The organism is Actinoplanes sp. NPDC051851 (assembly GCF_040681165.1).
Taxonomy (GTDB): Bacteria; Actinomycetota; Actinomycetes; order Mycobacteriales; family Micromonosporaceae; genus Actinoplanes.
Genome location: NZ_JBFAYF010000068.1, coordinates 1 through 24,229 on the forward strand (window position 1 = coordinate 1; position 24,229 = coordinate 24,229).

Genomic DNA, 24,229 nt, shown 5'->3' on the forward strand with positions numbered 1-24,229 from the left:
GTCAGGGGTGTCTCGGGCGCCCGAGAGACCCCTGACCACCAGCCGCGCCGGGAAAGCTGGCGCACACGGGTCACTCCAGCCCGCCGACACACCCCTCACCGCCAGCCACCAAGATCATCCCCGCAGTTGATCATGAAATGTTGATCAAATCCGGCCAGCCGGGGCCCACCCCGACCGGGGGAAACCCCCATCCCTAACGGAACAGTGGCAGAAAACAGCGATCTTGGCCCGGGGCCCTGTGGACAAACCCCGGCTGTGGATAATCCCCGACCCGGACCGTGACCGAGAACGCCCACCCGCGATCCCGCCGGAATTGACCAGCGGGGTGACCTATGAACGCCAGCCGCAGAGATCCACCGCGCTCCGATTCGCGCGCTCACTCCCGATACGTCCCCGATGTTGGCAAGCTCGGGTCGATATATGGGCATGTCTTGCCAAGATCGAGACGTGGAGCTGGAGCTGGAGCCGCGGCGGGGCGGTGCGGCGGTGCGGGGTGGGGTGGAGGCGGAGGAGGGGTGAGGTGTGTCAGGGGCGGCGGCCGATCCAGATGTCGCGGGTGGCGTGGAGGGTCAGGGCCGGGTTGGCCGGGGCGGAGGCGGCGAGGCTCGCCAGGGCGGTCACGTCGGCGGGGGTGAGGCGGTCGATCAGGCGCTGCCGGGCGCGGTCCAGGGTGACCTGGGCGTAGTGGCGGGCCTTTGGGGGCAGCGGGGCGGGGAGCGAGATCTCGAAGCGGCGCTCGCCCTCGAGGGTGAAACCGGCGGACTTGAGGCGGGCGCCCCAGTCCTCGCCCATGTGCAGGCCGCCCTCGAGGCGCATCGCGGCCAGCTCGGCGTGGGCGCGCTCCTCCAGTGCCGTGTCGGGGGAGTCGGCGAGAAAGCGCGGGAAGCCGTCCAGCTCGGTGATCATGAAGGCGCCGCCCGGGCGGAGGATGTCGTGGACCTGGCGGAGGACCCGATCGGGATCGGTCATGTGGTGCATCGAGGCGGAGGCCCAGACCAGGTCGGCGGTGCCGAGCGCCGGCCATTCGCCGTCCAGGTCGGCGCGGACGGTGTGCACCCGGTCGGCGAGACCGGCGTCGGCGGCGCGTTCGCGCAGGTGGGTGAGCATCGCCTCGTCGACGTCGACCGCGGTCAGATCGGCGGTGGGCAGGTGCCGGGCCAGCGCGAGGGTGCCGACGCCGGTGCCGGCGCCGAGGTCGATGATCCGCGGGGAGGCGGGGACGAGCGCGCCGGCCCAGGCGATGACCTCGCGGTAGAAATCGCTCAGGACCTCGGCGTCCAGGTCGAGCATCTGAGCGAGCCCGCTGTCCCCATGGCCGTGCTGGCCGTACCCGTGCTGCGGGTCGCCATGCCCGTGCCCGTGCTGCCCATGGCCGTGCTGCCCATGCCCGTGCCCGTGTCCGTGCTGGTGAGCGGGGGGTTCGCCGTGTGAGTGGTGGTGTGCCATGGCCATGACGCTAGCGCGACCTTGCGGGATGGGCATAATCTTTTGCGTATGACGCAAGACGGTGAGCTGGACGCGCTCGTCCGGCAGCGGATCCGCGGGCTGCGGGTCGCCCGGGGCTGGACGCTCGATGAGCTGGCGGCCCGCAGCTACCTGACGCCGTCCACGCTGAGCCGGATCGAGACCGGACACCGGCGGATCGCGCTGGACCAGCTCGCGCCGATCGCGCGGGCGCTCGGGACGAGCCTGGACCAGCTGGTCGAGTCGGGGCGGGACGAGGACGTGGTGATCCGGCCGCACCATAACGAGGAGCGCGGCATCACCACCTGGCTGCTCTCCCGGGAGGGTGCCCCGGCCGGGATGACCGTGGCCAAGATGCGGGTGAACCGGCCGGTCCCCGCCGATCTCCGGGTGCATCCGGGCCGCGACTGGTTCACCGTGCTCAGCGGGACCGTGGTGCTGCGGCTGGCCGAGCGGACCATCCTGGTCGAGGAGGGGGAGGCGGCCGAGTTCTCCACGATGGTGCCGCACGCGTTCGGCTCGGCCGGCGGCCCGGCGGAGATCCTCTGCATCCTGGATCATGACGGTGAGCGCACCCATCTGGGGCCAGGGAGCTCCTAGAATACCCGTTATGGGGCGTGATGTCCGTGATGCACTTCTGGCGTTGCTCCCGACGGCGTTCGCGCTGCTGGTCGCCGCGTGGCTGCTGGACGGCCTGGCGATCCCGCGCTGGTGGACCGCCCTGCTGATCGCGGTGGTCCTGGCCGCCGCCGACGCGCTCTGCCGGTGGTCGCTGCGCGCCCTGAGCACCCGGATAGGCGCGGTGGCCACCCTGGTCCTCGGCATCCTCGTGCAGGTGGCGCTGATCCAGTTCGCGCTGCTCGTGGTCCCCGGCGTGGACACCTCGGGCACCGCGGCGGCGGTGGCGACGATGCTGATCGTGGCGCTGGTGCTGACCGTGATCCGCTGGCTGCTCGGCGTCAACGACAGCGGCTATCTGGTCGCCGATCTGATCCGTCGCGGCCGTCGTCTTCCGGTACGCGACGCCGACACCCCCGGTCTGGTGATCGTCCAGATCGACGGGCTGCCGTACCCGGTCCTGCAGTTCGCGGTCGCCTCCGGGAACCTGCCGACACTCACCCGCTGGGTCCGCTCCCGGGAGTACACGCTCCAGCGCTGGTGGGCCCGGGTGCCGTCGACCACCCCGGCGAGCCAGGCCGGTCTGCTGCACGGGCGCAACGACGGCATCCCGGCGTTCCGGTGGTACGAGAAGGACACCGGCCGCCTGATGGTCGCCAACCGGCCGGCCGACACCGCGGTGATCGAGGAGCGACACTCGGACGGCCGCGGACTGCTCGCCGACGGCGGGGTCAGCGTGTCGAACATGTTCAGCGGCGACGCGCCGACCGCCCTGATGGTGATGAGCCGCGCCCAGCGGGGGCTCGGCCCCGGGCACTCCTACCTGCGGTTCTTCGCGAGCCCGTTCGTGCTGGTCCGGGCGCTGCTGCGGACCGTCGGCGAGATGATCAAGGAGGTCTTCCAGGGCCGTCAGCAGCGGCTGCGCGGGATCGAGCCACGGGTCGACCGGAAGGCCTCCTACGTGGCCCTGCGCGGGCTCACCAACGTACTCCTGAGGGATGTGAACGTCGCTGTCGTGGCCGAGCACATGATGGCCGGAGCTCCGGTGATCTTCGTGGATTTCGTGGACTACGACGAGATCGCCCACCACGCCGGGGTGGTCCGCCCCGAGTCTCTCGCCGCGCTCGGTGGTCTCGACGGGGTGCTCGCGACGCTGGAGAAGGTCGCCGCCGCGGCCACCCGGGACTACCGGTTCGTCGTGCTCTCCGACCACGGGCAGAGCCAGGGTGCCACGTTCCGGCAGCTCACCGGCCGGAGCCTGGAGGAGGCGGTCCGCGCGCACGCGTTCGTCGCGGCCTCGGCGACCCTCGCGGAGACCGGCACCGCCGAGGTCTGGGGCCCACTCAACGCCATGCTCACCGAGGTCATGGCCCGCCGGCGGGGCGCGGCGGCGGGCGTGCTGATCGGCCCGGATCGGGGCAAGGGCGCCGTTCCCGACGGCGAACGCCCCGAGCTGGTGGTCGTCGGCTCGGGCAACCTCGGCCTGGTCTGGTTCCCGCGCATCGAGGGCCGGGCGCCGCTGGAGACGCTGAACGAGCACTTCCCCCGGCTGATCCCGGGCCTGCTCGCCGAACCGGGCATCGGTTTCGTGGTGGTGGAGAGTGCCCGCGGCCCGCTCGCGATCGGTCCCGGCGGCGTGCACGTGCTGGCCGAGGGGGTGATCGAGGGGGAGGACCCGCTGGCGCCCTTCGGGCACCGCGCGGCGGGCGACCTGCTCCGGGTGAGTGCGATGACGCATGCCCCGGATGTGTACGTCCACTCGACGCTGGACCGGAACACCGGAGAGGTGCACGCCTTCGAGGAGCTCGTCGGCTGCCACGGTGGACTCGGCGGCTGGCAGAACGAGGCGGTCCTGCTCCACCCGGCGCAGTGGCCGGTGGATCCGGAGCTGCTCGACGAGGAGGGCGTGCTCTACGGCGCCGAGACGGTCCACCGGCAGTTGCTGCGGTGGATCGGCCGAAAGGAGGAGGCCCGGGGCTCCTGAGTGGAACCGGTACGTCGTGGTGGGGCGCCCCGGGCCACCGCGGCGGTGGGCGCGGCGTTCGCGCTGACGGCGATCTTCCGGCCGCTGGGCCGGCCGGCCGCCCTCCCGGTCAGTAGTTGAACGGGTCGTAGCCGGTGTTGTTGCAGGTGCGGCGCTGGGCGATGCAGTTGCGGACCCGCTGGTTCATCGCGTCGGGTTCCCACATCAGGAAGGCGTCGCCGTGCATCGAGGAGGCGCTCTTCCCGTCCGGATCGGAGGCCAGGTAGTAGCCGGCCTTGGAGCCCTTCGCACCGTACGCGATGTCGAACGTCAGAGCGGGGATGCGGACGGGATGGTCCTTCGGGCAGCTCTCGTTCGTACCGAAAGCGATGTGGTCTTTGTGGTTGGGGCTGTCGAGGTGCTTGCCGTCCCAGCAGTCCGGGAATTGCAGGATGAAGTGGAGGGTGGCCGGTTCGGCGCAGATCGGCCAGTTGCCGTTCGTGCTGCGCGCGTAACCGTCGATGTCGCCGGGGCCGTAGAAGGCGCAGTAGAACTGGCCCTGTGCTCCGCGCGGCGTCGGCTCCTTCTTCTTCGCGTCGCCGGCGATCATCCGCAGGCCGTTGGGGATCGGCAGCACACCCGTGGAATTGTCGCGGATCGATCGATAATAGACCCGGAAGCCCGTCGTCTCGACCGGTTCATCGGTCTTCGCGTCGTACAGCGTGGGCACCCAGTAGGACGAGTGGTCCACCTTCGGCTTGCAGGTGGTGGCCGTGAACTCCTGCAGGTCGGCCGCGGTGGTCAGCGCGTCGACGGCCTCGTTGCCGACGAACGAGTGCATGTGCGAGGCGCCCGGCAGACCCGGCGCGACGATCGGGTCGTCCGGCTTCCGGTGACTGTAGGTGCAGTCGGCCCGGAACTCCGCCAGGTTCCCCGCATCGCCGGCGGGTTGCGTCTGAGTTTTCCGGTACGCCGTGACCTGCGCCTTCCACTCCGTCCGATCGACCGGGATCCACCCGCTCGCCGCAACGGTCTTCGCCACGCTGGGTGACGCCGCCGTCGAGGTGGGTGCGGTGGCCGAGATGGACGGCGCGGCCGGCGGCGCGGTGGAGGGCGGGACGGCGCCCACGGTCGGCGGCTGATCAGATCGGGTCACCCACAGAGCGGTGCCGGCAGCGAGCACGAGGACCGCGCCGACGGCGGTGACGACGACGGGGCCTCGCGCGGAAGAAGTCACCACGACCATGCGACGAGTAGCGGCGTCCCGGCGTTCACGCCGACATGCGGGGAGGCGGCGGGCTGGCGGGCCGGGGGAGCTCCGGCCCGCCGGCGGTGGCTACAGGCAGCCGCAGGTGCCGTGGTGGGCTTCGAGGGTGGTGAGGTCGCAGAGGGCGTCCTCGGGGTAGTAGTCGCGCATCACGGCGGCCGAGGCGTCCGGGTCGTCGAGGGTGGTGATGTTCTGGATGGCCTCGGCGAACTGGGTGTTGGCCAGCATGTTGCGGAAGAAGATGATGTGCTGGGTGGCCGGGCGGTCCTGGGACCAGGGCACGAACGTGGCGCCGGGGATGGCCTCGATCCGGGCGCGCTGGGCCTCGGTGCCGACCACGAACGTGTAGTAGCCGTGCCGGTCGAGTATCGCCTCGTCGTCGTTGCGGCAGCCGTAGTCGACGGTGCCGTCGGGGAGGGTGTTGGCGACCAGCGGGCGGACGGCGGTGTCCAGGTTGGTGCAGATCGACCAGTAGCGGAGCTGGACACCGCGGCGGGGCCAGACCTGCGGGGTGCTGCCGTCGGCGGAGGTCGGGGCGCGGCCGCGGACCACCAGGACCTGGTCGCCGGTGGGCGGGGTCATCTTGGCGATCATGTAGCCGGTGTCGGTGTTCGGCAGGATCCCGAAGTCGCCGGTCGGGCGGTAGAACCGGATGCCGGGGTCGGCGGCCGCCGCGACGTCGTCGTCAGCGGTGGTCTCGTCGGCATCGGCCTCGTCGAGGGCCGTCGACACCGACGAGCAGAGCGGAAGGGTGAAGTCGCCGGAGTCGCGGTGCAGGGTGATCTGGGGCATCGGCACCGTGTCGAAGTCGTCGCCGTCGGGCAGGTAGATCCGGAACACCAGCCGTTGCGAGGTGCCGTCGATCGCGTCGTCGGGGGCGAGCGGCAGCGTGTTGGCGACGCCGGCGGTGGGCTGGGCGAGCATCTGGATCGTGTACGTGCCGGGGGTGCCCGAGCTGCGCCAGGGGTTCACCGTGCCGGCGTCCGGCAGGATCTCGTAGTCGGTGATGGTGGACTCGACCTCGTTGACCGAGAAGGCGCCGCCCTCACCCTTGTAGACGCTGAGCGACATGAAGCGGCTCGCCGGGAACTCACCGGTGATGGTGATGCTCAGGTCGGGATGATAGGGAAAGGGGAGTGCCCAGTAGGCGGCGTGACTCTCCGGGAAGAGCGTGTTCCGCTGGTCGACGCTGACCCGTCCACTCCAGGAGCATGTCGGGTCGTCGACGGCGAACGCCGAGGAACCGGCGAGAGCGGTGGACGTGGAAGCTTGGGACGCGGAGGCTGGGGACGCGGACAGGGACGCGGACAGGGACGTGGCCAGGACCAGGGCCACGGAAAGTATCCCTCGCATTGACATCCATCAATTAGATGTTAACTGCGTTACGTCGGGGTATCGGAGTGCTTTGAATCCTGAGAACCCGGCGACGACAAGCGCCCCGACGTTCGGGCGTGTCGGGGCGCTTGTGTGTATAGGTGGATATGGGGCGATAGATTAATCGTCGATGCGGTCCGTTGAAAACGTTTTTGCGAGGACCGCCGCGATGGCGACGCCGACGATGGCGATGCCGATCTGGACGGCGACGACGGCCCAGTCGAAATGGTGACCGGAAACGGTGAAGAGCTTGTCGCTGTGTACGTCCCAGCGCTGCGAGGCCCAGGTGCCGGCGACGGCCGCGGCCATGCCGATCAGCACGGTCGGGATGATGCCGATGTTCTGCCGGCCGGGCAGGATGATGCGTGCCACGATGCCGATGATCGCGCCGATGACGATCGCCGCGATGAGGTCCTGAGCGTCCACTGAATGCCTCCCCATGGTTCTCGGATGACCATGCCCATGGTGAGCCCCGCGTCAAACCCGCCGTGCGCGGTGAACCCGGTGCCGGGCGCCGGGCTGGTCACCCGCGGAGACACGGCCGTCACGCACCGGGTTCTCGGCCCGATTGTCGGCAAACCGTTCCCGTTGATCAACAAGCCTGTGACGTTCCCGGCCCGAACCGGCAATCAAGCGCGGGCATGATGACCGCCCGCCGGGGCTTCGCGGGCGTGTTTGAGCGCGCGGGGTGAGGGTAAGCCTGGCGACCCATTCTCGGTAAGGAGAGGTCACTGATGACCCAGGACGACCTGCTTGCGCGGATCCAGCTCAGGGGCCGGTTGCACGGCCGCAACGAGTCCCGCCGCGTCGCCGCTGCCGTGCTGACCGTCCTGGGGGAACTGCTCCCCGCGCCCGCCTATCGCCGCCTGATCGACCCGCTTCCGGGTGAGGTGCGCCACCGACTGCCCGAACCCGACACCTCTCGCATCGTGGAGATCGTCGATCTCGGCCGCTTCCTTACCCGCATCGCCGAGCGTTTATACGTCGACGGCCCGGACGGCGCGTTCCTCACGCGAGTCGTGCTCGGCGAGCTCAACACGGCCGGCTTCCCGGTCGGTCCCGCCGACGTCGCCCACCTGGTCTCCGCCGACCTCCGCCCGCTGCTCCGCAGCCGTGCGCCGACCACGACCGAGACCCCCACGATCGCCCGCCGGGCGACTCTCTGACGCTCCCTCTTCCCGTACGCGCAACCGCGGGATCGTCCCGCTGAGCGCCGCGAGCACCGCCACCGACCCGGCGACCAGGAACGGGTGCGCGACCAGCGCGTCCGTCACCGGTTCCAGCGGGTCGGCGGCGATCAGCGTGGTCCGCTCGGCCAGCCAGGCGCTCGCCAGGATCACCCCGGCACCCGCCAGTCCGAAACGGAACACCGGGTAGACCCGCGTGCGGCTCAGCACCAGCAGCGACGGCATCAGCAGCGCGACCACGAGCAGCTGGGTCAGCTCGATGCCCAGGTTGAAGCCGAGCAGGTTGGTGACCAGTGAACCCCGGTTCAGCCCCAGGTCCTCGATCAGCGCGGCGAACGCGAGCCCGTGCATCAGGCCGAAACCGCCCGCGATCCACGCCTCGCCGCCGCGGACCAGCGGGCGGATCGCGTGCACCGCGGAGACCAGAACGGAGAGGGCGATCAGCGCCTCGACCGGGCGGGACGGCACGTTCACGTAGCCGAGCGCGGCCAGCGCCAGCGTGATCGAGTGACCGATCGCGAACGCGGTGACCACGTGGATCACCCGGGTCACGCTGCGCCGGAGTCCACCGGCGACCAGTGGCGCGGGCAGCAGGAGCATGATCAGAAACAGCAGATGATCAGAACCCTCGGCGATGTGGCGTACGCCGAGAAGCACTGCCGTCCTAAAGCCCGCGGTCTCCCGGGCCGCAGTGGTGACCGGCACCGTGACGGTGTGCTGCCGCCAGTCGAGCACGCCCAGATCGGTGTACGCGTCTCCGGACCTGACCGCCACGAAGACCTGATGCGAGACGATCCGGTCGAGGATCGCGTCGTAGGTCAGCGTGACGTCCCCGACCCGCCCGTTCGCCGGTGTCAGGGAGAGGCCGAAGACCAGGTGGTCCACGTCGTCGACCTTCTCCACCGCGCCGCCGGTCAGGCCCACGGTCCAGGCGGCGCCGTCGGTGCCCTCCGCCGCGGTGTGCGCGAGGACGTAGGCGCGGAGGTTCGCCAGCGTCGCCGGTTCCAGGACGCTGGTCGCCGTCAGGGGCTCGTCGAGCGCCACCTCGAGGCGGTCGATCGGCAGCTGGACAGTTCCGGTCACGCCGTCGGCGCCCGGATCGAGCAGGATCGCCGTGGTGCTGATCGGATGGGCCTGGGCCGCGGTCGGTGCCACGAGGGCGATGACCGTATATGCCAGAAGGACGGCCCCGAGGAGGCGCTTGATCATCAGCTGGGCTTCGTGCTGCCGTAGTCGTCGGTCTTGTCGCGGAAGACCGAGTGATAGTGGATGTCCGGGGTGCTCTGGCTGCGGGTGTTGATGAACTCGATCCAGACGCTCGGGCCGTCGATCCGCAGGTAGCTGCTCTCGTCGGTGGGCCCGGTGTTGTTCGCCCAGGCGATCGTGGTCTGGTCCAGCTCGGACTCGTACTTGGCGAGCAGCTTCGCGGCGGCGGCGTCGGCCAGGTCGTTCACGTAGGGCGCGATCGCGGCGAGCACCAGCTTCTTCTGCGCGGCGGTCAGCGAGGAGACCGCTACACCCTGGGAGGCCGGGAACACCCCGTCGTCGTGGGTCGGGCCCATCATCAGGTCGTCGTACGCGCCGTCGGTCAGCTTCGCGGCGGCCTTCTCGGTGTCGGTGAGCGAGGCGGCCATCGCGAACATCGCCGCGGACTCGTCGCCGACCGGTGTCACGGTCGCCCCGCCGGAGGTGAACGAGGTGGGCTCGGAGCCGACGAACTGCGGGGTCTCGCTGACCTTGTCACCGTTGTAGGTCAGGTTCCGGGCCAGGTGGTGCCCGCCGAACTGGACCATGAACGGCGCGGTGGCCGACGGCGTACCGAAGACCGCGACCTGATAGTCGACCAGGCTGCCGAACCCGTCCGCGCCGTTGCCGCCGAGCGTGTTCAGGTAGTCGTCGGCCTTCTGGATGTTCAGGATCTGCTGGTAACCCGCGTCGCTGAGCGCCACCTTCATCATCGCGAAGGCCGCCGTACGCTGCGCCTCGGTCAGGTCCTTGAGCGCCACGCCCTTGCGGGCCACCACGGTCGCCGGGTAGTTGGACCAGGTCTGGCGGGCCTGGCTGTCGTCGAAGTCCAGGTTGACCTTCGCCTTGGTGTCGCCGTCGAGCGTCGCGAGGAACGCGTTCACCGCGGTGACCACCGCGGCGGTGTTCGCGCCACCGGGGCTGTCGCCGTCGGTGTTCAGGTTCTCCGCGGTGAAGGTCTGCAGGTTGCCGAACCCGCCTCCGCCCGGACCCCCGGAGGGCCGGCCGCCGGGGTCTTTGCCGGCCGAGCCGGCCACCGCGGTGGGACTCGTGTCGCTCTCACTGCAACCGGCCACCATGGCCGTCGCCAGCATCACGCTGGTCACCACTGCCAAACGCCTGATCATGGACGTCCTGTCTTGTCGGAGGGAGACCCCGGACCGGGATGGTCAGGGTGAACATGGCGCCCCGGCCGGGCCCCGCCGACGCCGCGACGACCTCGCCGTCGTGCGCTCGGGCGATGCCGCGTGCGATGGTCAGCCCGATACCGCTGCCGCCGGAGGGTGCCGGGCGGCCCGGGTGCCCGACGCGCTCGAACCGGCTGAAGATCCGGTCCAGGTCGGCGGCGTCGATGCCGATGCCGTCGTCGGCGACCTGCACCCGGACATGCGGGTGCGGGGTGGCGAGCGCGCTGACCCCGATCCACACCCGGCCGCCCGGATCGCAGGCACCGAGCGCGTTGCCGAGCAGGTTGACCAGCACCTGGGTGATCCGGTCCGGGTCGCACTCGGCGATCAGCGGGGCGGGCGTGCCGGCTTCCTCAGTGGAGGTGCCGGCTTCCGCGGCGATCGGCGGGGTGGAGGTGCCGGCTTCCGCGGCGATCGGCGGGGTGGGGGTGCCGACCGAGAGTGTCACCCGGTGGTCGTCGTACTGTGGGCGCAGCCGTTCGGCGACGGCGCGGACCAGCGCGGTGACGTCGGCCGGGCGGCGGTGCAGCACGAACGCGCCCTCCTCGGCCACCGAGAGGCTGGACAGGTCGCTGGCCAGGCGCTCCAGGCGGGCGAGGTCGTCGGTCAGCGACGCGAACATCGCCTCGTCCGGCGGGAAGATGCCGTCGGCGAGCCCCTCGATCTGGCCCCGGAGGATGGTGATCGGGGTCTTCATCTCGTGGGCTATCTCGGACACCAGCCGGGCCCGTCGGCGCTCGGTGTCGGCGAGCGCCGACGCGAGCGTGTTCACGTCACCGACCAGTCCGGAGAGCTCGGGGTCGTCCGGGACGGCCAGCACGTCGCCGTAGTGGCCCTGCGCGAGACGGTGCGTGGCCGCCCGGACGTCGTCCAGCGGGCGCAGCAGGAAACGGGAGAGCAGCACGCCCACCACCAGGGCGGTCACCGCACCGGTCAGCATGCCGAACCGGATCGCGACGTCGGCGTCGAAAGGCTTCCGGTTCGGGCCCTTCATCAGCTGGATGCCGATCTGCACGGTGCCCTGCGCGACCAGCAGGACGAAGACGTGCGAGAGGGCGAGCCGGGCGCGCAATGACAAACGCTGATTGATGCGCCTTGCGAAACCGGTCACAGCGGGGTTCCGACAAAGCGGTAGCCGACCGTGCGCACCGTGCCGACGAAACGAGGCGCTCCGGCGTCGTCGTTAAGAGCCTTGCGGAGGGTACGGACGTGGACGTCGATCACGCGCTCGTCGCCGAAGAAGTCCGCGCCCCAGACCTCGGCCAGCAGCCCCCGCCGGGTGAAGACGCGACCGGGGGAGCGGGCCAGCGCGACGAGCAGGTCGAAGTCGAGTGCCGAGAGTTCGACCGGCGTGTCCTCGTCCAGCAGCACGGTCCGGGTGGCCGGGTCGATCGTGAGCCCGTCGAAGCGCAGCGCGGTGTCCGGTTCCGGGCCGCCGCTCTCGGTGCGGCGCAGGATCGCCCGTACCCGTAAAGCGAGCTCACGGGGGCTGAAGGGCTTGGTCACGTAGTCGTCGCTGCCGGCGGTGAACCCGATCAGCCGGTCGATCTCCTCGGCCCGGGCGGTCAGCAGCACCACCGGGACCTGGCTGGACTCGCGCAGATGCCGGAGCACCTGGAGCCCGTCCATCCCGGGCAGCATGACGTCGAGGACGACCAGATCCGGCCGGTGTGCAAGGGCCGCTTTCAGGCCGGCCGGGCCGTCCGTCGCCTCGATCACCTCGAAGCCGTCCGCCTCCAGGTATCCGCGTACGGTCATCCGGATCTTCGCCTCGTCATCCACGACCAGAATCCGCTGTGTCATGGTATGAGGGTAAATATCAGGATGATTAGCGCCATGCATCCAGCCAACCGTTACCGGATCAAGCTCCTAGCGCGGCGAGTGTGAAGCTTTCATGAAGCCGGCCTGTGCACGCTGGTCAGGCGCCTCTCCGGGAAGTGGCTGGACTGCCATGTTCCAATGAGTTCTCGCCAACCGTGCTCCTTCTGCCGGGGCGTAGATTCGGTACGTGCATACGGTGGCCGTACTCGCGCTTGACCAGGTGGTTCCGTTCGATCTCGCCACGCCGATCGAGGTGTTCGGGCGGACGCGGCTGCCGGACGGCCGGGCGCCCTACCGGGTGCGGATCTGTGCTATCTCGCCAACCGTCGACGCCGGGTCGTTCACCCTTCGCGCGCCGTACGGGCTGGACGGGCTGCTCGACGCGGACACCATCGTGCTGCCGGGGTGCGCGGACGTGACCGCTACCGTGCCGGGGGAGGTCGTGGACACTCTGCGCCGGGCGTACGCGAAAGGAAGTCGTCTTGCCTCGATCTGTTCGGGGGCCTTCATCCTGGCGGCGACCGGGCTGCTCGACGGGCGGCGGGCGACCACGCACTGGATGGCGACCGGGGCGCTGGCCGCGCGGTATCCGGAGATCGACGTCGACCCGGATGTGCTGTACGTGGACAACGGGCGGCTGCTGACGTCGGCGGGAGCGGCGGCGGGCCTCGATCTGTGTCTGCATTTGATCCGCCGGGACCACGGTTCGGCGGTGGCGGCGGACGCGGCTCGGCTGTCGGTGATGCCGCTGGAGCGGGAGGGCGGGCAGGCCCAGTTCATCGTGCACGATCAGCCGCCGACACCCCGCGGTTCGCTGCTCGAACCGGTGCTGACATGGATGCAGGAGAATGCCGTACGCGATCTGAGCTTGGAAGACATCGCGGCGCGGGCGGGGATGAGCACGCGGACGCTGAACCGGCGGTTCCGGGAGCAGACCGGGACGACGCCGCTGCAGTGGCTGCACCGGAACCGGATCCGGCAGGCTCAGTATCTGCTGGAGTCGACCGATCACTCGGTGGACCGGATCGCGTCGCAGGTCGGATTCGGGTCGCCGACCGCCTTCCGTGACCGATTCAAGCGAGTGGTCGGAACCAGTCCGCAGGGCTATCGGTCGGCGTTCCAGAAAGCGTCGTGACCACTCTTTTCGTGGGCCTCCTCCTTGATCAAGCACGTCCGGTGATGGCACCGTCGACGAAAACGAACCGAGGGAGTGCACCGTGGCGAGCTGGCAGATGCGTGGTGTGGCCGCTTTCACCCGGCTGGCCTACCGCCGCCGGTTCCTCAGCGAGGAGGCCGGCCACCGGACGCTGCATCGGGCGAAAGGCCCGTCGACCCCGCCGTCCGGCCTGGCGAAGCGGTTCCGCCTGAGCGTGGACCGGGCGCACGGCTTCGACGTCCACCGGCTCCAGGCCGGGGCGAAGCCCAGCGAGACCGTGGTGGTCTACCTGCACGGCGGTGCCTACACCAGCGAGATCGTGCCGCAGCACTGGTCGTTGATCGCGGACATCGCGACCCGGACCGGCTGTGACGTGTACGTGCCGATCTACGGTCTCGCGCCCGCTCACCACGGCCTCCAGGCCCTCGAGTTCGTCACCGCGGTGGTGACCTCGCTGACCGCTTCCGGCCGGCGCTGCTACCTGGCCGGTGACTCGGCCGGCGGGGGACTGGCGCTGCTCACCGCCCAGGCCACCGGGCCCACCGGTATAGCGGGCCTCACCGTGCTGGCCCCGTGGCTCGACCTGTCGATGGCCAACCCCGGAGTGGACGCGATCCAGCCCTTCGACCCCTGGCTGTCCCGGCCGGGTCTGCGCCCGATCGCCGCCGCGTGGGCCGGGGGTCTCGAACTGACGGATCCCCGGGTCAGTCCTCTCTACGGCGATCTCACCGACCTGCCGCCACTCCAGATCCTGGTCGGCACCCGGGACATCACGCTGGCCGACTGTCGCACCCTCCGCGATCGCCTGCCGTTGACCTCGGCCCTGACCTATCACGAGGAGCCGGGCGCGATCCACGTGTATCCACTGCTCCCTGTCCCTGAGTCGCGCGCCGGCCGGGACGCCATCGTGAGTCACATCCGGTCCTGCGTCGACTATTGACCTTCCCCCTGGGTCAAACGCAAGTCTTGTCTCCGAGCCGGAAATCGGGACCGGCCGAGGCTTTACTCGCGTCGATAGGGTGATGATCATGACGCTGACCGACGTGTTGATCAGGGCGGCAACGGAGGCACCGGAGCAGGTCGTCGTGCATGTCGACGGCGACGGCGGTGAGGTGGCCACCACCTATGCCGAGCTCTACGCGCAGGCGTTGCGGGTCGCCGGTGGTCTGCGGGCCTCGGGTCTCGCGGCCGGTGATCCGCTGCTGCTGGTCGTGGGGGAGAGCAGCGAGTTCCTGCCGCTCTTCTGGGGCGCGATTCTGGCCGGCGTCGTCGCGGTGCCGCTGCCTCCCGAGGCCGGGCGCGTGGCAGCGGTGTGGCGGTTCCTCGACGGTCCCGCGGTCGCCGGCGACTCGGGACTCTCCGGGCTTCAGCCGGCGATGACCGGGTTCGGTGCGACGGGGCCCGGCGCAGGCGTCAGCGGTGCGGATGGGTTCCGGGTGCTCTCGCCGGCCGGGTTGCGTGCGTCGGTGCCCCTGGCCGAGCCGGTCGCGGTCGGCCCGGATGACCTGGCGTTCCTGCAGTTCTCGTCGGGCAGCACGGGCACGCCGAAGGGTGTCGAGCTCACCCACGGCAACCTCGTGGCGAACCTGGAGCAGGCGGCCGCGGCGAGCGGGACCGGACCGGACGACGTCGTGGTCACCTGGATGCCGTATTTCCACGACATGGGCCTGATCGGGACCCACCTCGTGCCGGTTCACGTCGGCTGCAAGCAGGTCAGGATCGGTCCACTCAGCTTCGCCAAGAGGCCCGAGCTGTGGCTCAGGACGGCCGCGAGGCACCGGGCGACCGTGCTGTCGGCGGCGAACTTCGCGCTGGCGCTGACCGCGCGCCGGGTGCCCGATTCGGTTCTCGACGAGCTGGATCTCGGCGCGGTGCGGCTTCTCATGGTGGGTGCCGAGCCGATCTCGCCCTCCGTGTGGCGGACGTTCGCCGGGAAGCTGGCACGCGCCAGGCTGGACCCGACCGCGATGCAGCCGGTCTACGGCCTTGCGGAGGCGACCGTGGCGGTCTCCTTCCCGCCGATGGGAGAGCCGGCGCGACCGGTGCGACTGAGCCGGGCGGCACTGGCGCGCGGCGTGGCGGTGGACGCCGCCGACGGCGTCGCGGCGACCGAGGTGATGGACGTCGGCCATCCGGTGCCGGGATGCGCGATCCGGATCGTGGACGACTCCGGGGAGGTCGTGGAGGAGGGGCTCGTCGGGCGGATCCAGGTGAGTGGGCCGAACGTCACCCGGGGCTATCACCGCGATCCCGGGTCCAGTGCCGCCGCGCTCGACGCCGGCTGGCTCCGCACCGGTGACCTGGGCTTTCTTCGTGGCGGACGGCTCGTGGTGACCGGGCGGGAGAAGGACGTCCTCTTCGTGCACGGCCGGAACTTCCACGCCGCCGACCTGGAGGAGGTGGTGACGGCGACGCCGGGGCTCGGGCCGGGGCCGGTCGCGGTGGTCGGCACGAGTGATCCGGGGACTGGTCGTGAGCGGATCGTGGTCTTCCTGGCGGCGCCGGCGGTGCGTGCCGATCCGGGGGTGGCGGAGCGCGCGAGGCGCCGGGTCGCCGAGGCGCTCGCGTACGACGGGGTCGGGGTGCAGGTCGTGCCGAACGGCGCCTTCGCCCGGACGACCAGCGGCAAGCTGCGCCGGAACGTCCTGCGTGCGCGCCTGCAGCCCGTCCCGGAGGCCACACCGTCTGCCGAGGAGCCGCCTGAGCGTGTTCCGGCGGTGCGCGTGCTGCGGACGCGGGCCGAGGCGGAGGACCTGGTCCGGGAGGTCTGGGCACGGGTGCTGCGGATTCCCGCGGAGCGCATCGCGCCGGACGACCGTTTCCTCGCCATCGGTGGGTCGTCGCTGGGCGCGATGGAGGTGCTGGCGCATCTGGAGGACGCGGTCGGGCGCACCCTGAACCCCGCCGACCTGCGGGATTGCGCCACCGTCACGGCTCTGGCCGACCGTCTCCTGTCCGGCCCCCGCTCGTCCGACCGGCTCCTGCCCGACCGCCTCTTCTCCGGCGGTCTCGGGTCCGGCGGATCGGCGCCGGCCGGGACGGGCGAGCGGCCGGCCGGGGGTGACCTGGCGATCATCGGGATGGCGTGCCGGTTCCCGGATGCGGATACGCCCGAGCGGTTCTGGGACAACCTGCTCGACGGGCGGGACAGCGTCGCTCGGGTGACCCGCTGGCCCGGCGGTGGGTACGGCGCGTTCCTCGAGGATCCGGCGCTGTTCGACGCCGGGTTCTTCGGCATCGGCGAGGAGGAGGCCCGGCTGCTCGACCCGCACGCCCGGATCTTCCTGGAGCTGGCCCACGAGGCCCTGGAACGTGCGGGTTACGGCGGTACACACCGCCATGGCCGCCGCATCGGCGTCTTCGCCGCGGTCGGGGAGAGCTCCTATCCGGAGCTGTTCACGGGTTCACCGACCGGCCCCCACGACCACACCGGCCCGCATGCTCTCACCGGCCCGCATGCTCTCACCGGGTCGTTGCGGAACCTCACCGCCGCCCGGGTCGCGCACCTGCTGGACCTGCGCGGTCCCGCGCTCGCCGTCGACACCGCCTGCTCCTCCGCGCTGGTGGCGCTCCACTACGCCCGTCTCAGCCTCGCCGCCGGTGACTGCGACATCGCGATCGTGGGCGGCGTCAACCTCGTCCTCTCCGGGACCGCCGAACGCCTCCTCACCGAGGCCCAGGCGCTCTCCCCGACCGGACGATGCCGGGCGTTCTCGGACAACGCCGACGGCTTCGTTCCCGGGGAGGGCGGCGCCGCGCTGGTGCTGACCAACGCCGTGGACATCGAGCGCGACCGGGTGCTGGCGGTCGTCCGGGGTACGGCGGTCAACAACGACGGGCGATCGCTGAGCCTGATGGCGCCGAACCCCCTGGTCCAGCAGGAGGTGATCGCCCAGGCCTACCGCGATTGCGGGGTGGATCCGGCCGACGTCACCTATGTCGAGGCGCACGGTACCGGCACCGCCGTCGGCGATCCGATCGAGGCCCGCTCGCTGGCCCACGCCTTCCCGCCCCGGGGCGACGGCCGGCCCCGGCTGCTCGGCTCGGTGAAGACCAATATCGGTCACCTGCTCAACGTGGCGGCTCTGCCCGCGCTGGTGAAGGTGGTGCTCGCCCTCCACCACCGTGAGCTGCCGCCGTCCCTGCACCACGACCGGCCGTCGTCTCGCTTCGACCTGGCTGCCGCCGGCTTCGAGGTGGTCACCGAGCGGCGTCGCTGGAACGGTCCGCCGGTTGCGGGCGTGAACAGCTTCGGGTTCGGTGGCACCAACGCGCATGCGATCCTCGCGGCCCCGCCCGAGGCGCTTCTCCGGCGGACGCCGTCCCTGCGTGGCGTCGAGCCGGTGCCGCCGGGACCGCATCTGTTCACGCTCTCGGCGCGTTCGGAGAGCGGGCTTCGGGCGGCGATCGGTGAGCTCGCGGATCATCTGCGGGAGCATCCGTCGCTGAGTGAGGCGGATGTCTGCGCCACGGTCGCCACGGCGCGTGACGACGGTCCCTGGCGGACCAGTGTCGTCACCCAGGGTGATCTCGTCGAACGGCTCGCCGTGGTGGACGTGGCGTCCGAGCCGGTGGGGCGGGAGCCACGGGTGGCATTCCTCTTCGGCGGGACACCGCGTCCGGGCCAGGGCGCCGCGCTGTATGCGAGTGCGCCCGCCTTCCGGTCCGCACTCGACGAGGTCTCGCGGGCGACCGGGCCCCTTCACGGCCGGACCCTCGTCGAATGGTGCACCGACGGGTCGATCCTGTCGGCAGACATGGCGCCGGCCGAGGTCTCGGGACCGGTCGTGGTCGCCCTCGGGCTCGCGCTCTCCGCCCAGTTGCGCCACGTCGGGGTGCGCCCGGAACCATCCGTGGACGATCCCGTCGCGGCTCCGGCTTCGGGAGGCCGTACGGCGGTCGACGTCATCGCGACGGCCACCCAGGTGATCACGGAAGGTTACCTCGGCGCTGCGGTCGAACGGTTGCACTCGGACGGGTTCGACACGGTGGTCGTGCTGGGCGCTCCGGTCGCGGTGCCTCCGCCGCTACGCGGTATGACGGTTCTTCATGCGGGCGACAGCCTCGCGGCACTGCTGGAGACCGCCGGGGAGCTGTGGCGGCGCGGTGCCTCGCTTGACCGTTCCCGGATGGACGACGGCGCTCGCCGGGCCGACCTGCCGACCTATCCGTTCCAGCGGCGGCGCTTCTGGGCGTCCGACCCGCTCGGTGCCTCGGCGGACGGCGATCGGCCTCGGTTCTCCGTGCCCCGGTGGGTCGGGAGCGGGAGGCCCGTCGCGGCCGGCGGTGGAGAGGGCGATGGGCGAGAGTCGATGTCGGCCGACGGGGGGCGGGGCGGCCCGGTGACCGTGGTCATGGCCGACCGTGGCGGGGCCGACGACGTCTGCGCGGTGGCGGGGGCGGGGATAGCGGCCGTACCGCGACGTGGGTCCGTCCTGGTGGTGACCGAGGATCTCTATGCCACCGGCGCGGAGGGGGAACGCGTCGATCCGGCGCAGGCGATCTGGGCGGGGCTGGCCATGGCACTCGCCGACGAGAATCCCGGGCTCGGTGTGCGGATCGTGGACCTCGCTTCGGCCGATGCCGCGTCCCTGCGCCGCGCCGCCATGGAGTACGAGTCGGGGGCTCCGCCACTGCCCGGGCCGGCGGAGATCGTGGCGTGGCGTTCCGGCCGGCGGCTGACGCGGACGTTCGACGCGGCTGTCGAGGCCGGTGGGGTGTGGACTCCTCCGGTGGACGGGCGGTTTCTGATCACCGGAGGCGCGGGGGCCGCGGGTGCCGGGATCGCGCGGGATCTGGCCCGGCGTGGACGGCCGGATCTGCTGCTCGCCGGGCGGTCGGCGGCGCCCACCGCCCTCATCGAGGAGCTGCGCGGGCTCGGGGCCACGGTCGAGTACCGGGTGGCGGACGTGTCGGTCGCCGAGGATGTGGCCGCGCTGGTGGACGGGCGCGAGTTCGACGTGGTGGTGCACGCGGCCGGGGTGGTGCGGCCGGGCAGTCTCGCGGCGAAGACCCCGGCGGATCTGGCCGGGGGGATGGCCGCGAAGGTGCGGGGGACCGTCCTGCTGACCACCGCACTTCGGGGGCAGCGGCCGCTGATCGTGGCGCTCTCGTCGGTCTCCTCGGTGCGGCCCGGGCTGGCGGGCGCGCTCGGGGACTATGTGGCGGGGAATGCCTTCCTCGACGCGTACGCGGCGGCGGAACGGATGGCCGGGCGGTGGTTCGTCGCGGTCAACCTGCCGATGCTGGCCGGTGGTGGGCTGGCGGCCGGGCACGGGCTCGGTGGCGGGGGACTCCCGCTCCGGCGGCTGCCGGCGGCGTTGTGGGCGGCGGTGGCGATGGATGCCGCGCAGGTGCTGGTCGTGCCTCCGGAACGGCAGGAGCACGCCGGGGAATCGCCGAGCGCGGGTTCACCGGTTGCGAAAGAGCCGGAGCGGCTGGCCGGGCATCGGGAAATGGCCGGGATCGTTCGGGAACTGCTTGCCGGGCCGTTGGAGCGGGAAGCGGGGACGATTCGGGAGGACGAAGCGTTCCTCGAACTGGGGCTGGACTCGTTGACGGCCGTGGATCTGGTCAAGGAGCTGGAAGAACGGCTGGGGCGGACGCTCTCCACGACGCTCTTCTTCGAGCATCGCACTCTCGGCGAACTGGTTCGCCACCTCGCGGGGGATACCGTGTTCCCGCTCAGCCCGGTCCAGCGGGCGTTCCACACGAACAATCGGTGGTATCCGCGGGTGCCGGCCTATGCGTACGTCAGAGAAAGCGTGACCGGGAGGGTTGATCCGGACCGGCTCGGGGTCGCCCTCGGCGAACTGGCGAAGCGGCATCCGATGTTGCGGGTGCGGTTCGGGGATGACGGGCAGCACGTGGCATCGGCCGAGCAGGGACGGCCCGCCTGGTTCACCGTGGTCGGGCCGGGGGGACAACGGGTCGAGGACCTGGAGTGCGAACTGCGGAATCGGCCGTTCGATCTGACGCGCGAGGCACCGATTCGGGCGGTTCTGGCGGTCGAGGACGAGGACCGGGCGCACCTGATCGTCGTGGCGCATCATGCGGCGGCGGACGGGTACAGCCTCGCGGTTCTCGGGGACGAACTGTGGACGCTCTACTCCGGGAGCGTGTTGCCGGCGCCGGCCGTGGGCACGTTCGCCGACCACGAAGCGCGGCGGGCCGGACCGTCGCGTGAGGATCTGGATTACTGGCGGGCGGAGCTGCGGCGATACCCGGCCTTGGCGCTGCCGTTCGACGGTGATCCGGGAGCGGAACCGGAACCGCCCTATGCGGTGCATCAGGTGGCGGCGACACCGGAACTGAGCACGGCACTCGGGGAGTCGGCGAGAGCGGCGGGGGTGACGCTGTTCCATCTGCTGCTGGCGGGATATGCACGCTGCCTTTCGCGGTGGAGCGGGCAGGCCAGGGTGCCGATCGCGGTCGCCCGGGCCGGGCGGACGGCGCGGCTGGCCGGCGTGGATCGGATGGTGGGGCCGTTCGCGGATACGCTGCCGGTGCTGGCCGAGGTCGCGGCCGGGGAGCCGCCGGAGGTGCTCGCCGATCGGCTGCGGGAGTCGTGGCTGGCGAGCGAAGGGCACGGGTCGGTCTCGACGGTGGACCTCGCGCGGATGCTCGCGGCGGACGGGGCGGGACCGCGGACGGCGAGCCCGGCGAGTTTCAGCTTCGCGCGGTTCCCGAACGCGGGAGCGGCGGGGCGGCATGTGGTGGCGACACGTGCGGGGACGGCGTCGGCGGCGACCCGGCTCGGGCTGGTGTGCTTCGAGCGGCACGGGGCGCTGCACTTCTCGTGGAACCATCCGGCCGCGTTGTTCCGCACGGCGACGGTCGAGCGGTTCGCGGCCGAGTTCCTGGCGGAGCTCACCGAACTGGCTTCGGGCCGGCCGGTCGTCTCGGGACCGGAGGGACAGGTCGTTTCCGGACAGGCGGCCGCGTCGGGCGGACGGGGAGCGGCGCGGGAGGACGACGTCGCGGAGCGGATCCGGGAGCAGTGCCGGAGGACGCCGGGGGCGATCGCGGTGCTCACCGACGGGGTCCCGCTCAACTATCGGGAGCTGGATGACGCGTCGGATCGGCTGGGTGGCTTTCTGGCGCTGACCGGGGCGCGCCGGATCGGGCTGCTGACCGGCCCCGGGGCCGAGACCGTCATCGGCGCGCTGGGGATCCTGAAAGCGGGTGCGGCCTGGGTACCGATGGATCCGGCCCATCCGGCGGCGCGACTCTCCGAGCAGCTTCGGCGGGCGGGCGTCGACGTCGTCGTGCACGACCGGGGTACCCGGACGGCGGCGGTGGAGCTCGGCGTCTCGGTGCTCGTCGACAGCCGGATCACGATGGACGTTCCGGTGCCGGAGCGCTCCGTGACGCGGGATGGGGAGGCGTACGTCATCTTCACCTCGGGCTCTACCGGGCGGCCCAAGGGGGTGGTGATCAGCCGGCGGGCGATGAGCAACTACCTGGACTGGGCGATCGGCGAGTTCGGGTACCACGAGGGGGACCGGCTGGCGCAGACCGCGTCGGCCTGCTTCGACGCCTCGGTACGGCAGCTGCTCGCTCCGCTGCTGGTGGGCGCGACCGTGGTGGCCTGGGGCAGGGAGGTCGTACGGGATCCGGACGAGCTGCTCGAACGCGTCGTCCGGGACGGGATCACGGTGTGGAGCTCGGTGCCCACTCTCTGGGAGCAACTGCTGGCGGCGGCCGAGCGGCGACGGCCCGACCTGTCCGCCCTCCGCTGGGTGCACGTCGGCGGGGAGGAACTGTCGGCGGGTCATGTGCGGCGCTGGTTCGACCTGCTCGGGCCCGGGCAGCGGATCGCCAACCTGTACGGGCCGACCGAGACCACGATCAACGCGACGTTCCACGTCATCGGGGAACGGCCGGGTGACGAGGTGGTGCATCTACCGATCGGGCGTCCGGTCGGTGGGGCGCTCGTCGAGGTGCGTGACGCGGCGGGGCGGGAGTGCGTGCCCGGCGAGGTCGGCGAGCTGTACCTGGGTGGGGTCGGGGTCGCCGACGGCTACCTCGATGATCCGGAACAGACAGCTGCGGCGTTCAGCGAGCGGGACGGGCGGCGCTGGTACCGCAGCGGTGACCGGGGGATGCGGGACGCGGACTCGACGATCTGGTTCCGCGGTCGGGTCGACGACCAGGTGAAGCTGCACGGGTACCGGATCGAGCCGGGCGAAGTGGAGGCGGTACTACGGCGGCATCCCGCGGTGGACCGGGCCGCGGTGCGGGTCGACGGGAAACGCCTGGCGGCCTGGGTCCAGCCACGCGGCGGGACTTCCCCGGGCGGAGCTCCGCCCGGCGGAGGATCGTCTGGCGGAGGCCCGGTGAGCGCGGTTCAGTTGCGGGAATACCTGAGCGGGCTGTTACCGGCCTATCTGGTGCCCGGCCGGATCGAGGTGGTGGCCGAGCTGCCGCTGACCGCGACCGGGAAACTCGACCGGAGCCGGTTGGCAGCGGGATCCCTGCCGGCGGCGAGCACGCCGGACGACACCGGGACGGACCGCGAAGCGCCGCTGTCGACGACGGAGAAGCTACTCGTGACGGTCTGGGAGGAGATGCTCTCGGTACGCGACGTCGGCCGCGAGAGCGACTTCTTCCTCCTGGGTGGGGACTCGATCGGCGTACTGGAGATGTTCTCGAGGCTCGAACGGGAGCTGCCGGTACTGCCGCGGCCGACCGTGATCTATCGGAATCGGACATTGGGTGAGCTGGCGGCCGCGATCGACGCGTCGGGGGCGCCGACGGTGCGGGCGGAGGCGGACGGGGCGGCGTTCGCGCTGAGTGCGAGCCAGCGAGGGTTTCTGCTGGCCGATGCGGTAGGGGCGCCGTCCACGTGGCTGGCCGCGCCGAGGCTGTCCGGGCCGCTCGATCCGGAGCGGTTCCAGCGGGCGGTGGATGTGTTGGTGGACCGGCATCCGATGCTGCGGAGCGTGGTCGACGCGGCCGCGCGGCCGCCGGCGCAGCGGGTGCTGGACGAGGCGCGGCTGACCGTTTCCTACCAGGAAGGACCGTGGTCGGCCGAGGAGGAGCGGGCGCATCGGTTCGACCCGGGGGTGTGGCCGCTGGTACGGATCAGGCTGGTGCGGACCGGGCCCGAGGACCATGTGCTGGTGCTGCACGCGCACCATCTGATCGGGGACGGCTACAGCGTGGCGCTGCTGGCACGGGAACTCCTCGCGGTCTATGACGGTGTCGTCCTGCCGCCGCTGACCTCGACGTTCCGGGACTACATCGCGTTGCTGGAGGGGCTGGAGGCCGAGGAAGCGCCCTACGACGGGCCGTCGCTCGGTCGCGGGGAGAGGCACGGGGAGAAGAGGCACGGGAATAGGCACGGGGATGGGCACGGGGAGAAGGGGCACGGGGAGAAGCGCGGGGAGACCACGGCGACGTCCGGCTTCAGCCTGTCGCCGACGGTGGTCGACGCGCTACGGAAGGCCGCCGCGGATGCGGGGGCCACGGGCTTCGCGCCGTTGCTCGCCGCCTACAGCCGGGCCATCGAGCGGATCACCGGTCGCGACGAACCGGTGATCGGGGTGGCGGTGACCGGGAGGGATCATGCGCTGCCGGATCTGGCGAGGATCTTCGGGCCGTGCGCCACGGCGGTCGCGGTCCGGCCCGGCAGGGCGGGTGATCTGGCCGGGCTGGCGGCGTCGGTGGCCGAGGCACGGGGCCGGAGATTCACGGCGCCGCGTGGCTGGCAGTTCTTCTTCACCTACCTGGACTTCGGGGCGCTCGGGCCACTCACCGGCGACACCCTGCGGCTGACCTGGGACGACACGGACGCCGAGCTGGCCGTTCCACCGGGCACCGACGTGCTGCTCGCGGCGCGCCCGACCGGCGACGGCCTGCGCGTCACGCTGCGCGGGCGCGTGCCGGGCGACCTGCTCGACCGCCTGGCCGCCGACCTCCAGGCCGACCTCCAGGCCGACCTCC

Annotated in this window: 13 protein-coding genes and 2 pseudogenes; 7 read left to right on the top strand and 8 right to left on the bottom strand. The window is 71.4% G+C overall.

All coding sequences use genetic code 11. From position 1 onward, the window contains the following. Window positions 1-525: 525 nt before the first annotated feature. Window positions 526-1,290 carry a class I SAM-dependent methyltransferase gene (locus AB0M08_RS39805; protein ID WP_364505273.1) on the bottom strand — a complete coding sequence of 255 codons (765 nt, stop codon included), beginning with the start codon at window positions 1,288-1,290 and terminating at the stop codon, window positions 526-528. A gap of 204 nt (window positions 1,291-1,494) precedes the next feature. On the opposite strand from AB0M08_RS39805, the gene AB0M08_RS39810 reads away from it, so the two are divergent. Continuing rightward, window positions 1,495-2,064, top strand: coding sequence for a helix-turn-helix transcriptional regulator (locus AB0M08_RS39810; protein ID WP_364505275.1), 570 nt, complete (start codon window positions 1,495-1,497; stop codon window positions 2,062-2,064). Between the two features lie 10 nt (window positions 2,065-2,074). After that, entirely contained in the window at window positions 2,075-4,066 is a 1,992-nt protein-coding gene (locus AB0M08_RS39815) for a phage holin family protein (protein ID WP_364505277.1), read from the top strand. A 109-nt stretch (window positions 4,067-4,175) separates the two neighbouring features. Here AB0M08_RS39815 and AB0M08_RS39820 read toward each other — a convergent pair whose 3' ends face one another. The 3 genes from AB0M08_RS39820 to AB0M08_RS39830 all read right to left on the bottom strand — a co-directional run bounded on the left by AB0M08_RS39820 (window position 4,176) and on the right by AB0M08_RS39830 (window position 7,112). Beyond that, complete coding sequence (locus AB0M08_RS39820; protein WP_364505279.1) at window positions 4,176-5,282, bottom strand: DUF1996 domain-containing protein; 1,107 nt, start codon at window positions 5,280-5,282, stop codon at window positions 4,176-4,178. Between the two features lie 99 nt (window positions 5,283-5,381). After that, window positions 5,382-6,647, bottom strand: coding sequence for a hypothetical protein (locus AB0M08_RS39825; protein WP_364505280.1), 1,266 nt, complete (start codon window positions 6,645-6,647; stop codon window positions 5,382-5,384). 159 nt (window positions 6,648-6,806) lie between these two features. After that, window positions 6,807-7,112, bottom strand: coding sequence for a GlsB/YeaQ/YmgE family stress response membrane protein (locus AB0M08_RS39830; RefSeq protein ID WP_364505282.1), 306 nt, complete (start codon window positions 7,110-7,112; stop codon window positions 6,807-6,809). 24 nt (window positions 7,113-7,136) lie between these two features. Here AB0M08_RS39830 and AB0M08_RS39835 point away from each other — a divergent pair, with 24 nt between their 5' ends. After that, window positions 7,137-7,331 (top strand): hypothetical protein, encoded by a 195-nt coding sequence (locus AB0M08_RS39835; protein ID WP_364505284.1) that lies wholly within the window; start codon window positions 7,137-7,139, stop codon window positions 7,329-7,331. An 89-nt stretch (window positions 7,332-7,420) separates the two neighbouring features. Beyond that, window positions 7,421-7,852, top strand: a complete 432-nt coding sequence (locus tag AB0M08_RS39840) for a DUF2267 domain-containing protein (RefSeq protein ID WP_364505286.1) — start codon at window positions 7,421-7,423, stop codon at window positions 7,850-7,852. Between the two features lie 231 nt (window positions 7,853-8,083). Here AB0M08_RS39840 and AB0M08_RS39845 read toward each other — a convergent pair. From AB0M08_RS39845 to AB0M08_RS39860, 4 genes and pseudogenes are all read right to left on the bottom strand, one after another. Then, window positions 8,084-9,082, bottom strand: a pseudogene (locus AB0M08_RS39845) (HupE/UreJ family protein); the annotation flags it as partial. After that, entirely contained in the window at window positions 9,082-10,227 is a 1,146-nt protein-coding gene (locus AB0M08_RS39850) for a DUF3500 domain-containing protein (RefSeq protein WP_364505327.1), read from the bottom strand. The gene AB0M08_RS39850 and the pseudogene AB0M08_RS39845, both read right to left, overlap by 1 nt. Next, a complete protein-coding gene (locus tag AB0M08_RS39855) occupies window positions 10,178-11,377 on the bottom strand; it encodes a HAMP domain-containing sensor histidine kinase (RefSeq protein WP_364505288.1) in 1,200 nt (399 codons plus the stop codon). The genes AB0M08_RS39850 and AB0M08_RS39855 overlap by 50 nt, the downstream gene beginning before the upstream one ends. A 35-nt stretch (window positions 11,378-11,412) precedes the next feature. Beyond that, window positions 11,413-12,108: a response regulator transcription factor gene (locus AB0M08_RS39860; protein WP_364505290.1), complete on the bottom strand. Its 696-nt coding sequence runs from the start codon at window positions 12,106-12,108 to the stop codon at window positions 11,413-11,415. A gap of 205 nt (window positions 12,109-12,313) precedes the next feature. Here AB0M08_RS39860 and AB0M08_RS39865 point away from each other — a divergent pair, with 205 nt between their 5' ends. From AB0M08_RS39865 to AB0M08_RS39875, 3 genes and pseudogenes are all read left to right on the top strand, one after another. Further along, window positions 12,314-13,261 (top strand): helix-turn-helix domain-containing protein, encoded by a 948-nt coding sequence (locus AB0M08_RS39865; RefSeq protein WP_364505292.1) that lies wholly within the window; start codon window positions 12,314-12,316, stop codon window positions 13,259-13,261. Window positions 13,262-13,343: 82 nt separating this feature from the next. Beyond that, window positions 13,344-14,222: an alpha/beta hydrolase fold domain-containing protein gene (locus AB0M08_RS39870; protein ID WP_364505294.1), complete on the top strand. Its 879-nt coding sequence runs from the start codon at window positions 13,344-13,346 to the stop codon at window positions 14,220-14,222. An 88-nt stretch (window positions 14,223-14,310) separates the two neighbouring features. Then, window positions 14,311-23,898, top strand: a pseudogene (locus AB0M08_RS39875) (amino acid adenylation domain-containing protein); the annotation flags it as partial. Window positions 23,899-24,229: the final 331 nt, after the last annotated feature.